Below are 16,608 nucleotides of genomic sequence, written 5' to 3' on the forward strand. Positions count from 1 at the left end.
AAATGGGGAAAGGTATGCGCTTTCGCGCACTGGTTGCCGTCGTAGGACTGCTGCTTACGGCAGTGACCGTCGAGGCCTTCGCGGCCTCGCAGGTCAAGAGCATGCGTCTGTGGCGCGCGCCGGACAACACCCGGCTGGTCTTCGACCTGTCCGGCCCGGTGGAGCACAGCGTCTTCACCCTGACCGCACCGGATCGCCTGGTCATCGATATCAATGGCGCCACCCTGGCTGCGCCGCTGACCGCGTCCACTTCAAATACCCCGATCACTGCGGTGCGCTCGGCGCAGCGCACGCCTAACGACCTGCGCGTGGTGATCGACCTGAACAAGTCGGTCACCCCGAAGAGTTTCACCCTGGCGCCCAACGCCCAGTACGGCAACCGCCTGGTGGTCGACCTGTACGACCAGGAAGCCGACGCCATCGCCGCCTCTGCGCCCGCCACCCCGCCGACCCCGGCCGCTACCGCCGCTACGCCGCCTGCCGTACCGGTCACCCCGGCGCAACCGGCGATCAAGCTGCCGCCGGTGCCGAATGGCAAGCGCGATATCGTCATCGCCATCGACGCCGGTCACGGCGGTGAGGACCCGGGTGCCTCGGGCTCCCGCGGCCAGCACGAGAAAGACATCGTCCTGCAGATCGCCAAGGAGCTGCAGCGCCAGATCAATACCGAGAAGGGCTTCCGCGCCGAGCTGACCCGCACTGGCGACTACTTCATCCCGCTGCGCAAACGCACCGAGATCGCCCGCAAGAAGGGCGCCGACCTGTTCATTTCGATCCACGCCGACGCTGCGCCGTCCAAGGCCGCCTTCGGTGCCTCGGTGTTCGCCCTGTCCGATCGTGGCGCCACCTCCGAGACTGCACGCTGGCTGGCAGACAGTGAAAACCGTTCCGACCTGATCGGTGGTGCCGGCAACGTCAGCCTCGACGACAAGGACCGCATGCTCGCTGGCGTGCTGCTCGACCTGTCGATGACCGCGTCCCTCAGTTCCAGCCTGAACGTCGGGCAGAAGGTGCTGGGCAATATCGGCCGGGTCACCTCGCTGCACAAGCGCCGTGTGGAACAGGCCGGGTTCATGGTGCTGAAGTCGCCGGATATCCCGTCGATCCTGGTGGAAACCGGCTTCATCTCCAACGCCAACGAGGCTGCCAAGCTGGCCACGGCGAGCCACCAGCAATCCCTGGCGCGCTCGATCCACAGTGGCGTGAAGCAGTTCTTCCAGCAGAACCCGCCGCCGGGCACCTATATCGCCTGGTTGCGTGACACCGGCAAGATTGCCCAGGGCCCGCGCGAGCACACGGTGCGTCCGGGCGAGACCCTGGCGATGATCGCCGTGCGCTACCAGGTCAGCGTCGCCAGCCTGCGCAGCAGCAACAGCCTGAAAAGCGATGAGCTGAAAGTAGGCCAGAACCTCGACATCCCCGCCACCACCCTGGCGGGCCAGCCATGAGTTCGGCTTCGCGCATCGAACTGCTCAGCCCCCGTCTCGCCAACCAGATCGCCGCCGGCGAGGTGGTCGAGCGGCCGGCCTCGGTGATCAAGGAACTGCTGGAAAACAGCCTCGACTCGGGTGCCCGGCGCATCGACGTGGAAGTGGAGCAGGGCGGGGTCAAGCTGCTCAAGGTGCGTGACGATGGCAGCGGTATCGCCTCCGATGACCTGCCGCTGGCCCTTGCCCGTCACGCCACCAGCAAGATCCGTGACCTCGAGGACCTGGAACGGGTGATGAGCCTGGGTTTCCGCGGCGAGGCACTGGCGTCGATCAGCTCGGTGGCACGCCTGACCCTGACCTCGCGTACCCGCGATGCCCAGCAGGCCTGGCAGGTGGAAACCGAAGGCCGCGACATGGCGCCCCGGGTCCAGCCCGCCGCCCACCCGGTCGGTACGTCGGTGGAAGTGCGCGACCTGTTCTTCAATACCCCGGCGCGGCGCAAGTTCCTCAAGACCGAGAAGACCGAGTTCGACCATCTCCAGGAAGTGATCCGGCGCCTGGCGCTGGCGCGCTTCGATGTCGGCTTCCATCTGCGTCATAACGGCAAGAGCATCCTCAGCCTTCACGAAGCGCCGGACGACCTGTCCCGGGCGCGGCGGGTCGGGGCGATCTGCGGTCCGGGCTTTCTTGAGCAGGCGCTGCCGATCGAGATCGAACGCAATGGCCTGCGCCTCTGGGGCTGGGTCGGCTTGCCGACCTTCTCGCGCAGCCAGGCGGATCTCCAGTATTTCTTCGTGAATGGCCGCGCAGTGCGCGACAAGCTGGTTGCCCACGCGGTGCGCCAGGCCTATCGCGATGTGCTGTTCAACGGTCGGCACCCGACCTTCGTGCTGTTCCTCGAACTCGATCCGACCGGGGTCGACGTCAACGTCCACCCGACCAAGCACGAAGTCCGCTTCCGTGACGGGCGCATGGTCCACGACTTCCTCTACGGCACCCTGCACCGGGCGCTGGCGGATGTGCGGCCGGACGACCAGGTCGCGGCACCGGCGGCGACCGAGGAACTCATCCGGCCAAGCGGCCTTCAGGCCGGGGAATTCGGGCCGCAGGGCGAGATGCGTCTGTCCGCCGCGGTGCTGGAACAGCCGGTTGCCGCGCCCTCGGTTTCCACTCCTGCCGGCGCTGGCTACCAGTACAACTACACGCCGCGACCCACGGCGGGCGTTCCCGTCCAGGAAGCCCGCGAGGCCTATCGCGAGTTCTATGCCCCGCTGGCCAGCGCACAACCGGCGCCACTGCCGGAAAGCGAGCGCGACATTCCGCCGCTGGGCTACGCCCTGGCGCAATTGAAAGGCATCTATATCCTTGCCGAGAATGCCCATGGCCTGGTGCTGGTGGACATGCATGCGGCCCATGAGCGGATCATGTACGAGCGCCTGAAGATCGCCATGGCCAGCGAAGGCCTGAGCGGCCAGCCGCTGCTGGTGCCGGAGTCACTGGCCCTGAGCCAGCGCGAGGCGGATTGCGCGGAAGAACATGCGCAGTGGTTCCAGCGCCTGGGCTTCGAATTGCAGCGCCTGGGCCCGGAAAGCCTGGCGATCCGGCAGATCCCGGCGCTGCTCAAGCAGGCCGAGGCCAATCGCCTGGTGCAGGATGTGCTCGCCGACCTGATGGAATACGGCACCAGCGACCGCATCCAGGCACACCTGAACGAGCTGCTCGGGACCATGGCCTGCCACGGTGCGGTGCGCGCCAACCGGCGCCTGGCCATCCCGGAAATGAACGGCCTGCTGCGCGACATGGAAAACACCGAGCGCAGCGGCCAATGCAACCACGGTCGCCCGACCTGGACCCAGATGGGCCTGGACGACCTGGACAAACTGTTCCTGCGCGGTCGTTGAAAGCATGGCGTTGTCGAAACCTCCCGCGATATTCCTGATGGGCCCGACCGCGGCGGGCAAGACCGACCTGGCCATCGAACTGACCAAGGTGCTGCCCTGCGAGCTGATCAGCGTCGACTCGGCGCTGATCTATCGCGGCATGGACATCGGCACGGCCAAGCCGTCGAAGGAGACTCTCGCGGCCCATCCCCATCGGCTGATCGACATCCTCGACCCGGCCGAAAGCTATTCCGCTGCGGATTTCCGTCGCGATGCCCTCGAAGCCATGGCCGATATCACCGCGCGGGGCAAGATTCCGCTGCTGGTGGGAGGCACCATGCTGTATTACAAGGCGCTGCTCGAAGGCCTGGCGGACATGCCGGCGGCTGACCCGCAGGTTCGTGCCGAACTGGAAGCCCAGGCGCAGCAGCACGGCTGGCAGGCACTGCACGACGAGCTGGCCGCGGTCGATCCGGTCTCGGCGGCGCGTATTCATCCGAATGATCCGCAGCGTCTGATCCGCGCACTCGAAGTGTATCGGGTGAGCGGTTTAACGATGACTTCACATCGTTTGCGTCAAGCTGAGCAAAGTAATGGCTCCGACCCTTCTGGGCCGGGGCAATTGCCCTATACTGTCGCCAGCCTGGCCATCGCCCCGCAGGACCGGCAGGTGCTGCATGAGCGAATTGCACTAAGATTCACGCAAATGCTGGAACAGGGCTTCATTGACGAGGTCCGATTGCTGCGCGCGAGAAGTGACTTGCACGCGGGACTGCCGTCTATACGGGCAGTTGGTTATCGCCAGGTCTGGGATCATCTTGATGGCAAGCTGACTTCAGTTGAAATGCAGGAGCGCGGCATCATTGCCACCCGCCAGTTGGCGAAGCGGCAATTTACCTGGTTGCGCAGTTGGGCCGATCTCCATTGGTTGGACAGCCTGGCTTGCGACAATCTGTCTCGCACCTTGAAATACCTCGGGAGCGTCTCCATATTGGGCTGAATCCCGCAATTGCCGTCTATCCTTGGGGGTGGGGCGGCCTGAGCCATCATTTTTATTGTTTTTTTACTATTGATCCTTACAGGAGTGCGGCATATGTCAAAAGGGCATTCGCTACAAGACCCTTACTTGAATACTTTGAGAAAAGAGAAAGTCGGGGTTTCGATTTACCTGGTCAACGGCATCAAGCTGCAAGGCACCATCGAGTCCTTCGACCAGTTCGTCATCCTGCTGAAGAACACCGTCAGCCAGATGGTCTACAAGCACGCGATCTCGACCGTCGTTCCAGTACGTCCAATCCGTCTGCCTAGCGCAGCTGATGCCGAACACGGCGACGCTGAGCCAGGTAACGCCTGATAGGAGCCTGCTTTGTTCTTTGAGCGCCACGGTGGTGGTGAACGAGCCGTTCTCGTTCATCTGGAAGGTCAGAGCCCTGAGGCGCGCGAAGACCCGCAGGAGTTCCAGGAGCTGGCCTTGTCGGCCGGCGCCGATATCGTTGCGCTCGCCAATGTGGCGCGACACCAGCCCACTGCCAAGTTTCTGATTGGCAGCGGCAAGGTCGAGGAACTGCGTGACCTGGTCAAGGCCGAAGAGGCCGACCTGGTCATCTTCAACCACACCCTCACGCCCAGTCAGGAACGCAACCTCGAACGTGTCTTCGAGTGTCGTGTGCTTGACCGCACGGGGCTGATCCTCGACATCTTCGCCCAGCGCGCCCGGACCCATGAGGGCAAGCTGCAGGTCGAGCTGGCGCAGCTCGAACACATGAGCACGCGCCTGGTTCGCGGCTGGACTCACCTTGAGCGGCAGAAAGGCGGTATCGGTCTGCGCGGCCCGGGTGAAACCCAGCTCGAAACCGACCGCCGCCTGCTGCGTGTGCGCCTGCGCCAGATCAAGGCGCGCCTGGACAAGGTGCGCAGCCAGCGCGAACAGGCGCGGCGCGGGCGCAAGCGGGCCGATGTACCCTCGGTTTCACTGGTGGGTTATACCAACGCCGGCAAATCGACCCTCTTCAATGCCCTGACCTCGTCCGATGTCTATGCGGCCGACCAGCTCTTCGCCACCCTCGACCCGACCCTGCGCCGTCTCGAACTGAGCGACATCGGGCCGATCGTGCTGGCGGACACCGTGGGCTTCATTCGTCACCTGCCGCACAAGCTGGTCGAGGCTTTTCGGGCTACGCTCGAAGAGTCGAGCAACTCCGACCTGCTGCTGCATGTGATCGACGCCCACGAGCCCGAGCGCATGGCGCAGATCGAACAGGTGATGGCGGTGCTGGGCGAGATCGGTGCCGAAGGCTTGCCGATCCTCGAGGTGTATAACAAACTCGACCTGCTTGAAGGCATTGAGCCACATATTCAGCGCAATGCCGACGGCAAGCCTGAGCGGGTCTGGGTCTCGGCCCGTGAGGGTCGCGGTCTTGAGCTGGTGGGGCAGGCGATAGCCGAATTGCTGGGGGATGACCTGTTCGTCGGTACCCTTCGCCTGGAACAGCGCTACGCGCGTTTGCGTGCGCAATTCTTTGCGGCGGGGGCCGTGCAGAACGAGGAGCACGACGAAGAAGGCAGCAGCCTGTTGGCCGTGCGTTTGCCACGGGCCGACGTCAACCGCCTGGTGGCGCGCGAAGGGCTGGAGCCGGTCGAGTTCCTCGAACAACACACTTTGCAATAAAAGCCTGACGACGCGGTCAGGCAGCCGTGACAGGCATTCTGTAGCATTGGACGGCGCGCCGTTTGGCGCGTCTTTGCTTTATCAGATGGAGAGCGCTATGGCTTGGAATGAGCCGGGTGGCAACTCGAACAATCAGGATCCCTGGGGTGGGCGTCGCGGCGGTAATGGTGGCGGCGGCGGCGACAAGAAAGGCCCTCCGGATCTCGACGAGGCCTTCCGCAAGTTGCAGGACAGCCTGAACGGCATGTTTGGCAGCGGCAAGAAACGTGGTGGCGGCGACAGCCTCCCGAAAGGTGGCGGCTTCGGCCTGCTCGGCATTGGCCTGCTCGTGCTGCTGGCCATCTGGCTGTACAGCGCGGTCTACGTCGTGGACGAGCAGGAGCAGGCCGTGGTGCTGCGCTTCGGCAAGTACTACGAGACCGTCGGGCCGGGCCTGAACATCTACTTCCCGCCGATGGACCGCAAGTACATGGAAAACGTCACGCGTGAGCGGGCGTACACCAAGCAGGGGCAGATGCTGACCGAGGACGAGAACATCGTCGAGGTCCCGCTGACCGTGCAGTACAAGATCAGCAACCTGCAGGACTTCGTCCTCAACGTCGACCAGCCTGAAGTCAGTCTGCAGCACGCGACCGACAGTGCCCTGCGTCACGTGGTCGGTTCGACCGCGATGGACAAGGTGCTGACCGAAGGCCGCGAGCAGATGGCCGTGGAGATCAAGGAGCGTCTGCAACGCTTCCTCGACACCTACCGTACCGGCATCACCGTCACCCAGGTCAACGTGCAGAGCGCGGCAGCCCCGCGTGAAGTACAGGAAGCCTTCGACGACGTGATCCGTGCCCGTGAAGACGAGCAGCGTGCCCGCAACCAGGCCGAGTCCTACGCCAACGGCGTGGTGCCGGAAGCCCGTGGTCAGGCGCAGCGCATCATCGAGGACGCCAACGGCTACCGCGATGAAGTCATCTCCCGCGCCAAGGGTGAGGCCGATCGCTTCACCAAGCTGGTCACCGAGTACCGCAAAGCGCCCGAGGTCACCCGCGAGCGCCTGTACCTGGAGACCATGCAAGCCGTCTACAGCAACACCAGCAAGGTGCTCGTCACCGGCAAGGACGGGCAGAACAACCTGCTCTACCTGCCGCTGGACAAGATGGTCGACAGCAGCCGCAACGCCAGTCCGTCGGTGAACAGCGTGCCAGCGACTTCGGTCAATGACGCCGCCCGTGCCGTGGATCAACAGCAACAGCAAGTGCGCACCAGGGAGAGCCGCTGATGAGCAATAAATCGCTGATCGCCCTGATTGTCGGCGTGGTCCTGGCCATCGTGGCCTGGAACAGCTTCTACATCGTGTCCCAGACCGAGCGTGCGGTACTGCTGCGCTTCGGTAAGGTGGTCCAGGCGGATGTCCAGCCGGGCCTGCAACTGAAGATCCCGTACGTCAACCAGGTGCGCAAGTTCGACGCCCGGCTGATGACCCTCGACGCCCCGACCCAGCGGTTCCTGACCCTGGAGAAGAAAGCGGTGATGGTCGATGCCTACGCCAAATGGCGGGTGAAGGACGCCGAGCGCTTCTACACCGCGACTTCCGGCATGAAGCAGATCGCCGACGAGCGTCTGTCCCGTCGTCTGGAAAGCGGCCTGCGTGACCAGTTCGGTAAACGTACCCTGCATGAAGTGGTATCCGGTGAGCGCGATGCGCTGATGGCCGATATCACCGCTTCCCTGAACCGCATGGCGGAGAAGGAGCTGGGCATCGAGGTGGTCGACGTTCGCGTCAAGGCCATCGACCTGCCGAAGGAAGTCAACCGCAGCGTGTTCGAGCGGATGAGCACCGAGCGTGAACGTGAAGCCCGCGAGCACCGCGCCAAGGGTAACGAGCTGGCCGAAGGCATCCGTGCCGACGCCGATCGTCAACGCCGCGTATTGCTGGCGGAAGCCTATCGCGAGTCGGAAGAGACCCGCGGTGACGGTGATGCCCAGGCAGCGGCGATCTACGCCAAGGCTTACGGCCAGGACCAGGACTTCTACGCGTTCTACCGTAGCCTGAATGCCTACCGTGAAAGCTTCAGCAGCAAGAACGATGTTCTGGTCCTCGACCCGAGCAGCGAGTTCTTCCGCTTCATGAACAAAGCGAAACCCTGAAGTCGAAACACCCCGTCGGGCGGCTAAAACGTTCGGCGGGGTGATTTATGCAAGACAACGGGTGTATGATGCGGCAGCCGGGAAATTCCCGGCTTTTTTGCGTCTGCAAGATCGAATGACCACATGCGGTCGCGATCAGCGGCGCGACTCAGGATTCACGAGGGTATCGGCACTGCGGCAACGCTGGAATCGGCGCTGCGCGGGTGATTTGCCGAGGCCTGCTTCACTCACGGCTGGGCCCGCGGGCTGGCCGCCCGGACCACAGGGGAAATGGCGTAATGGCAACGGTAGACCGCTGGCTGCTGCCAGATGGCATCGAAGAAGTACTGCCACCTGAAGCGACACGCATCGAGATCGCGCGTCGTCAGGTGTTGGATCTGTTCCAGAGCTGGGGTTACGAGTTCGTCGTGACTCCCCATATCGAGTACCTGGAATCGCTGCTCACCGGTGCCGGTCAGGACCTGGACCTGCGGACCTTCAAGGTGGTCGATCCACAGTCCGGCCGGCAGATGGGCTTCCGCGCCGACATCACGCCGCAGGTGGCGCGCATCGATGCGCACACCCTGCGCCGCGAAGGCCCGAGCCGCCTGTGCTACGCCGGCAGCGTCCTGCACGCCCAGCCGCGCGCACTGTCGACCTCGCGCAGCCCGATCCAGCTCGGTGCCGAGCTGTACGGCGACGCCAGCCCGGTCAGCGACGTGGAAGTCATCAGCCTGATGCTGGCCATGCTGCAACTGGCCGATGTGCCGGATGTGCACATGGACCTCGGCCATGTCGGTATCTACCGCGGCCTGGCCCGTGCCGCCGGCCTGTCCGGTGCGGTCGAGCAGCAGCTGTTCGATGCCCTGCAACGCAAGGCCATCGACGAAGTCATCGCCCTGACCGCCAACCTCCCGGCGGACCTGGCCGGCATGCTGCGCGCCCTGACCGAACTGTGCGGCGGCCGTGAAGTGCTGGAAGCCGCCCGCGTGCGCCTGGGCCGTGCCCCGGCCGCCGTGCTGGCAGCGCTGGATGACCTGATGAGCATCGCCGACCGGTTGACCGCGCGTTATCCGGATCTGCCGCTGTATTTCGACCTGGGCGAGTTGCGTGGCTACCACTACCACACCGGTGTGGTGTTCGCCGCGTTCGTCCCGGGTGTCGGCCAGTCGATCGCCCAGGGCGGTCGCTACGACGACATCGGAGCTGACTTTGGCCGGGCACGCCCGGCCACCGGTTTCTCCACGGATTTGAAGACCCTGGTCACACTGGGGCGGGCAGAGGTCGTGTTGCCCACTGGCGGGATCTGGATGCCCGACAGCGTGGACGCGGCTCTGTGGCAGTTGGTCTGCCAGTTGCGCAGTGACGGTCAGCGGGTTGTGCAGGCATTGCCTGGCCAACCACTGGCTGCCGCCATCGAGGCGGACTGCGACCGGCAATTGATTCTGCAAAACGGGCTCTGGCAGGTTCTGCCACTGGCCATCTGAGATTAGTCGCCGGCCCTCTCGCCGGCGCCAAGTTTGCGCGAATGAGGACAAGTGTTATGGGTAAGAATGTCGTAGTCCTGGGCACCCAGTGGGGTGATGAGGGCAAAGGCAAGATCGTCGATCTGCTGACCGAACATGCCGCCGCCGTAGTGCGCTACCAGGGTGGCCACAACGCCGGCCACACCCTGGTGATCGACGGTGAGAAAACCGTGCTGCACCTGATCCCGTCGGGCGTCCTGCGCGAAGGCGTGCAGTGCCTGATCGGCAACGGCGTGGTCGTCGCTCCCGACGCCCTGCTGCGTGAGATCACCAAGCTGGAAGAGAAGGGCGTCCCGGTTCGCGATCGCCTGCGCATCAGCCCGGCCTGCCCGCTGATCCTCTCCTACCACGTCGCCCTCGACCAGGCGCGCGAGAAGGCCCGTGGCGAGCAGAAGATCGGCACCACCGGTCGCGGCATCGGCCCGGCCTACGAAGACAAGGTCGCCCGTCGCGGCCTGCGCATCGGTGACCTGTTCCACCGCGAGCGTTTCGCCGCCAAGCTGGGTGAGCTGCTGGACTATCACAACTTCCAGCTGGTCAATTACTACAAGGAGCCGGCCATCGACTTCCAGGAAACCCTGGACCAGTGCATGGCCTACGCCGAAGAACTGAAGCCGATGATGCTCGACGTCACCGCCGAGCTGCACGCCCTGCGTCGCGCCGGCAAGGACATCATGTTCGAAGGCGCCCAGGGCTCGCTGCTGGACATCGACCACGGTACCTACCCGTACGTCACCAGCTCCAACACCACCGCCGGCGGTATCGCCACCGGTTCCGGCGTTGGCCCGATGTACATCGACTACATCCTCGGCATCACCAAGGCCTACACCACCCGCGTTGGTTCCGGTCCGTTCCCGACCGAACTGTTCGATGACGTCGGTGCCTACCTGGCCAAGCGTGGCCACGAGTTCGGTGCTACCACTGGCCGTGCCCGTCGTTGCGGCTGGTTCGACGCCGTCATCCTGCGTCGCGCCATCGACGTCAACAGCATCTCGGGCCTGTGCCTGACCAAGCTGGACGTGCTGGACGGCCTGGAAACCATCCGCATCTGCGTGGGCTACAAGAACGAAAACGGCGCCGTCATCGACGCTCCGACCGACGCCGACAGCTACATCGGCCTGGAGCCGGTGTACGAAGAGATGCCGGGCTGGACCGAATCGACCGTGGGCGCCAAGACCCTGGAAGAACTGCCAGCCAACGCCCGTGCCTACATCAAGCGCGTGGAAGAGCTGGTCGGTGCGCCGATCGACATCATCTCGACCGGTCCTGACCGCAACGAGACTATTGTCCTGCGTCACCCTTTCGCCTGATTTAGTCATGCGTTAAAACCAAAGGCCCCTTTTTAGGGGCCTTTGGCGTTTTTGCCCCTCCCTCACGGCACAAGCTTTGCTGTGAAATTGCCTTCAGGGATGCCATCACTGTAATGGCTCCGAAAAGCAGAGGGATTTATTGTGTCTGCCGTTATCTCATTGTTACGAAGCCGCCTTTTGCGGCCTGTCTTTGTGGCACTTGGTATCGCTCTTTTGGTGCAGGTGGTGGTTGCTGTGGTGCTGACCCGCAGCACGGTCACGGCACTGGAAGCCGATCTGGGCAAGAGTCTGGGCGCCGACAGCCAGAAACTGGCGACGGAACTGGACCAGGCCGCCAAGGAAGTCAGCTCGGGCCTGAGCAGCCTTTCCGAAAGCACCCGCCAGCGCCTGACCGCCGGTTTGTCGTCACGCCTGGAAGAGGAACAGGCGCAACTGCGCACCACCCTGGAGAAGAACCTGCGCGACTCGGCCAACGACATGGCCGAACTGCTCGCCTCGGTGGCGCCCCGGGCCATCTGGGACGTGGACGTACCGACCCTGTCGGAGTTCGCCCGCCGTGCCCAGCGCAATCCCAACGTGCTCTTCGTCGTCTATGACGACGCCCAGGGCGAACACCTGACCCGCTACCTCAACCGCCAGAACCCGATCAACCAGGCCCTGCTCGACAAGGGCAAGGGCGAACGCGCCCTCGACAAGGTGCTGGATGCCGCACGCACTGATCCTGCGGTGTACTTCGTCGAGGCTTCGATCAACCCCAATGGCGTCGAGATCGGCAAGGTCCTGATGGGCGTTTCCACAGCTTCGGTGGACGCCGAGCTGACGGCCCTGGACAAGCGTTTCGCGGCCCTGATCGCCAGTGGCGACCAGTTGGTGGGCGACAGCCTGACCAGCGCCGCTGCCGACAGCACCAAGACCCTGCAAGCCCGCCTGCAAACCGCCCAGGGCAGCGCCCTGCAGATGAAGGCCAATACTTCGCAAAGCGTTCAAGATGCTGCGTCGACCCTGCGCTGGAGGATTGGCGCCGGTCTGGCCCTGGTCGGCTGTGGCGTGCTGCTGGTGGTCGCCGTGGTCCTCGGTCGTCGCGTGGTCAACAAGCTGCGCCTGCTGATCGCCGCGCTCAACGACCTGGCTGCCGGCGAAGGCGACCTGACCAAGCGCGTGGCCATCGACAGCCGCGACGAGATCGGCGACATGGCCGCGGCAGTCAACCGCTTCGTCGACAAGCTGCAGCCGATCGTTCGCGAGGCCGGTGAAGTGGCCCAGCGTACCGGTGTCGAGATCAGCAGCATGGCCCAGCGCAATGCCGGTGCCGATTCGGCGGCGGCAACCCAGCGTGACGAAGTCGCCGAGAGCCTGCGCGCCCTGTCGAGCATGGCCGATGAAGCCCAGGCGGAAAGCCGCGCGATGCAGGAAGCCCTGCAACAGGTGGTGGATATCCGTCAGGCCACCGACGAGAACAGCCGCACCTCGGCCCAGGTTGCCAAGCTGATCGAAGCGCTGGCGGGGCAGGTGGATACCGGTTCCAAGGTAATCGAGCGCCTGGCCGAACAGAGCGAGCAGATCGAGGTGGTGCTGACCGTGATCCACGGCATCGCCGAGCAGACCAACCTGCTGGCGCTGAACGCGGCGATCGAGGCGGCGCGGGCCGGGGAGACCGGGCGCGGCTTTGCCGTGGTGGCCGACGAAGTACGGGCACTGGCGAGCAAGACGCAAAGCTCCACTGGCGATATCCAGGCCCATATCGGCGCACTGCAACAGGGTGCCAAGGAAGCGGTGGCAGCGATCAGCCAGGCCGGGCGTCAGGCCAGCGAAGGCTTGCTGGTGCTGCGTGACAACGCCCGTCTGCAACAGTCGGTTCAGGTCTCGGTGGAACAGGTGCACGCCGCCATCGGCCTTGCCACCCGCGCAGCCGAGCAACAGGCCCAAGGTGCGCAGGCAGTACGAGGACGGGTGGAGAATATCCATGCCCAGGCCGAGCGCGCTGCCGAGGTGGTCATGCAGACCACCGCCAGCAGCAAGGTGCTCGACGACCTGGCAGCCCAGCTCAAGGCCAGCCTGGGCCAGTTCCGCGCCTGATCAGGCGCGGTTCAGGTACATCCGGGTGGTCAGCAGGTACACCGGCAACCCGGACACCAGGATCAGCAGCGCCGCATACGGCGCTGCGGCGGCGAACTCGACGTTGGCGGTATGCGCCCAGACCTCGGTGGCCAGGGTGGTCATGCCGGTGGGGCTGAGCAGCAGGGTGGCGGTCAGCTCCTTCATGGCGTCGAGGAACACCAGGGCGAAGGCTGCGGCCAGGGCCGGGAAGATGATCGGCAGGGTGACCCGGCAGAACGCTGTGAAAGGCGTCGCGCCGAGGGTCCGTGCCGCTTCTTCCAGCTGCGGCGCGGCCTTGGTCAGCGCCGTGCGCACCGGCGCCTGCGCCAGTGGCAGGAACAGCAGCGCATAGGCCAGCAGCAACAACCCCGTGGTCTGGTACATCGCCGGCACGTAGTGCAGGGCGAAATACACCAGGGTCAGGGCGATCACCAATCCCGGCAGGGCGTGCAGCAGGTACGGCAGGCGCTCGGCCCAGATCGCCAGCCGGCCCTTGTAGCGCACCACCAGGAAGCTCACCGGCAAGGCCAGCAACAGGCTCACGCCGGCACCGCCCAGCGAGATCGACAGCGACGACAGCAGCGCCCGGCTGATTTCCGCCACCGGGAAGGCCGCCGACGAGCCCACGCTCAACCAGTACGCCAGCATCCCCAGGGGAATGCCGCTGCCGAGAATCGCCAGGCCCAGGCAATACACCTGGCCCACCGGCATCCAGCCACGCAGGCGGATCGGCGCACCGCGCCGGGCCACGCCCTGGCCGATGCGCACATGCCGTGCCTTGCCGCGCACCCGCAGTTCCAGCCAGAGCATCAGCAGGCACATCAGCAGCAGCACGGCGGAGAGCATCGCCGCATTGGCGTTGCTGAATTCCAGTTCGAACTGCTGGTAGATCGCCGTGGTGAAGGTCTGCAGGTTGAGGATCGACAGGGCGCCGAACTCCACCAGCATATGCAGGGCGATCAGCAGGCTGCCGCCGAGGATCGACGGCCACAGCAGCGGCAGGGTGACCCGGCGGAACACCGCCCAGCGGTTGCAGCCCATGGTCCGCGCCGACTCCTCCAGGGAGCTGTCGAGGTTGCGCAGGGTCGCCGCCACCGGCAGGAACACCAGCGGGTACTTGGACAGGCTCATCACCAGGATCGCCCCCCACAGCCCTTCGAACTTCGGACTCAGGGAGACCCAGGTAAAGCCGCTGACGAAGGACGGCACGGCGAACGGCAGACAGAGGATCACGCCCCACAGGCGCCGCCCCGGCAGGTCGCTGCGTTCCAGCAGCCAGGCCAGGGACAGGCCGACCACCGCACAGGCGACCGTGACCCCGACCATCAGCAGCAGGGTGTTGCGCATCAGGCCCCAGACGAAGGGCCGCCAGATCAGGCGCAGGGCCTCGTGCCAGCCGGCTTCCCAGGTCTTCATCGCCACGTACAGCAGCGGCAGCAGGCTCAGCCCCACCAGCAGCAGGACCGGCAGCACCACCCACACCGACGGGCGCTTGCGTCGCGGGACGAAGCCGGTGTTCAAACCAGCGGGAAGCGCGGCGCTCATCAGAGCAGGCCGACTTCGCGTTCGAGTTCCAGCGCTTCCTCGGCATTACCCAGGTCGGCCGGGGTGATCTTCGGCGGACGCAGGTCCTCGAATGGCTTCAGGCCCTGGTCGGAGACCATGCCCTTGTGCAGCGGGTACTCGGCGGTGGTCTGGGTGATCACGCGCTGGCCTTCTTCGCTGGCCATCCAGGCAAGCAGGGCCTGGGCTTCCTTCGGATGCTTGCTGGCCTTCACCGCAGCGGCGCTGGAGATGGTCATCAGGCCGCCGACATCGCCGTCCGCCAGGTAGTAGAGTTTGGAATCGAGCTGGCCGCGTTCCTTCTTCAGGGCGTACCAGTAGTAGTTGTTCACCAGTACGGCGGCGACTTCACCGTTTTCCACGGCCTTCAGGGCGACCATGTTGTTGGTGTAGGTCTTGCCGAAGGCCTTCAGGCCGGTCAGCCATTCCTCGGCGGCTTCGCGGCCGTGGAGTTTGAGGATCGCCACGGCCTGTTCCTGGAAGGCACCGCTGGTGGGGACGAAGCCGATCTTGCCGTCCCACTCGGGGTCGGCGAAGTCCATGACCGATTGCGGCAGGTCTTTCTCGTCGATCTTCTTCGGGTTGAAGGCGACCACGCGGGTACGGGCGGTCACACCCATCCAGCTGCCGTTGGCGGCGACGAATTCCTTGGGCAGGACGTCCAGGGTGGATTGGTCGATGGTTGCCAGCAGGCCCAGTTCGCCGAGGTTGTTCAGCGGTGGCGATTCCTCGGTGTAGATCACGTCGGCGGGGGAACGCTCGCCTTCCTCGATGATCTGGCTGGCCAGCTGGTTGCTGCTGCCCTTGCGGATATTGATATGGATACCGGTCTTGGCCTCGTAGGCCTTGGCGATGGCCTCGCCGATTTCCTTGTGCTGGCCGTTGTAGAGCGTCAGGGTCACCGGATCGGCGGCCAGCGCGGCGGGTGCGCCGAGCACCAGGCCGAGAAGGGAAACGGCCAGGCCGCGCAAAATCGGGTTACTGCGAATCGTCATGCGGGTCAATCCTCGCTTGCGGCTACATATTTAGAAACAATGGTAAACGAAATTGTTTCTCAAGTGGCCCCATGGCGGGAATTTCATAAGCTAACTATCGGATTTCTGCTCGATCGAAAGGACACCGCCGCACCTTGTGGGAGCTGGCTTGCCAGCGATTTGGCCGGATCTGGCAATCCTTTTGCCCCTGCCGGCCTCATCGCTGGCAAGCCAGCTCCCACAGGGTCCAGGTCATGCCTGGGCTCAGTGACAGGCTGAGACTCTGCTGGGGACAAGCCCAGGTCTCATGGGCTGGCCCAATAACCTGTGGGAGCTGACTTGCCAGCGATTTGGCCGGATCTGGCAACCCTTTTGCCCCTGCTGGCCTCATCGCTGGCAAGCCAGCTCCCACAATGTCCGGGTCAGGCCTGGGTTCAGTGACAGGCTGAGGTTCTGCTGGGGACAAGCCCAGGTGTCATGGGCTGACCCAATACCCTGTGGGAGCTGGCTTGCCAGCGATTTGGCCGGATCTGACAACCCTTTTGCCCCTGCTGACCTCATCGCTGGCAAGCCAGCTCCCACAGTGTCCGGGTCAGGACTGGGTTCAGTGGCAGGCTGAGAATCTGCAGGGGACAAGCCCAGGTGTCATGGGCTGGCCCAATACCCTGTGGGAGCTGGCTTGCCAGCGATTTGGCCGGATCTGACAACCCTTTTGTCCCTGCCGGCCTCATCGCTGGCAAGCCAGCTCCCACAATGTCCGGGTCAGGCCTGGGTTCAGTGACAGGCTGAGGTTCTGCTGGGGACAAGCCCAGGTGTCATGGGCTGACCCAATACCCTGTGGGAGCTGGCTTGCCAGCGATTTGGCCGGATCTGACAACCCTTTTGCCCCTGCTGACCTCATCGCTGGCAAGCCAGCTCCCACAGTGTCCGGGTCAGGACTGGGTTCAGTGGCAGGCTGAGAATCTGCAGGGGACAAGCCCAGGTGTCATGGGCTGGCCCAATACCCTGTGGGAGCTGGCTTGCCAGCGATTTGGCCGGATCT

12 protein-coding genes are annotated in these 16,608 nt (G+C 64.5%); 10 read left to right on the forward strand and 2 right to left on the reverse strand.

Annotated features, from left to right (window positions below; all coding sequences use genetic code 11):
• Positions 1-2 precede the first annotated feature (2 nt).
• From AC2CQI_RS22925 to AC2CQI_RS22970, 10 genes are all read left to right on the forward strand, one after another.
• Entirely contained in the window at positions 3-1,448 is a 1,446-nt protein-coding gene (locus AC2CQI_RS22925) for an N-acetylmuramoyl-L-alanine amidase (RefSeq protein WP_178392028.1), read from the forward strand.
• The gene (mutL, locus tag AC2CQI_RS22930; RefSeq protein WP_484577968.1) at positions 1,445-3,331 is read left to right on the forward strand and encodes a DNA mismatch repair endonuclease MutL; all 1,887 of its coding nucleotides are present in this window, start codon (positions 1,445-1,447) and stop codon (positions 3,329-3,331) included. The genes AC2CQI_RS22925 and mutL overlap by 4 nt, the downstream gene beginning before the upstream one ends.
• 4 nt (positions 3,332-3,335) lie before the next feature.
• The gene (gene miaA / locus AC2CQI_RS22935) at positions 3,336-4,310 is read left to right on the forward strand and encodes a tRNA (adenosine(37)-N6)-dimethylallyltransferase MiaA (protein WP_484577969.1); all 975 of its coding nucleotides are present in this window, start codon (positions 3,336-3,338) and stop codon (positions 4,308-4,310) included.
• 93 nt (positions 4,311-4,403) lie between these two features.
• A complete protein-coding gene (gene hfq / locus AC2CQI_RS22940; RefSeq protein WP_065758756.1) occupies positions 4,404-4,664 on the forward strand; it encodes an RNA chaperone Hfq in 261 nt (86 codons plus the stop codon).
• A 12-nt stretch (positions 4,665-4,676) separates the two neighbouring features.
• Positions 4,677-5,978: a ribosome rescue GTPase HflX gene (hflX, locus tag AC2CQI_RS22945; RefSeq protein ID WP_075804766.1), complete on the forward strand. Its 1,302-nt coding sequence runs from the start codon at positions 4,677-4,679 to the stop codon at positions 5,976-5,978.
• Positions 5,979-6,075: 97 nt separating this feature from the next.
• Positions 6,076-7,248 (forward strand): FtsH protease activity modulator HflK, encoded by a 1,173-nt coding sequence (gene hflK / locus AC2CQI_RS22950; protein ID WP_075804765.1) that lies wholly within the window; start codon positions 6,076-6,078, stop codon positions 7,246-7,248.
• On the forward strand, positions 7,248-8,117 hold the full coding sequence (gene hflC, locus AC2CQI_RS22955; protein WP_075804764.1) for a protease modulator HflC: 870 nt from the start codon (positions 7,248-7,250) through the stop codon (positions 8,115-8,117). The genes hflK and hflC overlap by 1 nt, the downstream gene beginning before the upstream one ends.
• A gap of 278 nt (positions 8,118-8,395) precedes the next feature.
• Positions 8,396-9,583, forward strand: coding sequence for an ATP phosphoribosyltransferase regulatory subunit (locus AC2CQI_RS22960; protein ID WP_075804763.1), 1,188 nt, complete (start codon positions 8,396-8,398; stop codon positions 9,581-9,583).
• 56 nt (positions 9,584-9,639) lie between these two features.
• Positions 9,640-10,932, forward strand: a complete 1,293-nt coding sequence (locus AC2CQI_RS22965; protein ID WP_075804762.1) for an adenylosuccinate synthase — start codon at positions 9,640-9,642, stop codon at positions 10,930-10,932.
• A gap of 141 nt (positions 10,933-11,073) precedes the next feature.
• Entirely contained in the window at positions 11,074-13,008 is a 1,935-nt protein-coding gene (locus AC2CQI_RS22970) for a methyl-accepting chemotaxis protein (RefSeq protein ID WP_484577970.1), read from the forward strand.
• Here the strand turns inward: AC2CQI_RS22970 and AC2CQI_RS22975 are convergent, their stop codons facing one another.
• Both AC2CQI_RS22975 and AC2CQI_RS22980 read right to left on the reverse strand, forming a co-directional pair.
• The gene (locus tag AC2CQI_RS22975; protein ID WP_484577971.1) at positions 13,009-14,574 is read right to left on the reverse strand and encodes an ABC transporter permease; all 1,566 of its coding nucleotides are present in this window, start codon (positions 14,572-14,574) and stop codon (positions 13,009-13,011) included. It lies immediately after the preceding gene.
• On the reverse strand, positions 14,574-15,587 hold the full coding sequence (locus AC2CQI_RS22980; RefSeq protein WP_075804759.1) for an extracellular solute-binding protein: 1,014 nt from the start codon (positions 15,585-15,587) through the stop codon (positions 14,574-14,576). The genes AC2CQI_RS22975 and AC2CQI_RS22980 overlap by 1 nt, the downstream gene beginning before the upstream one ends.
• Between the last annotated feature and the right edge of the window lie 1,021 nt (positions 15,588-16,608).

Source organism: Pseudomonas sp. P2S-1 (assembly GCF_057197725.1).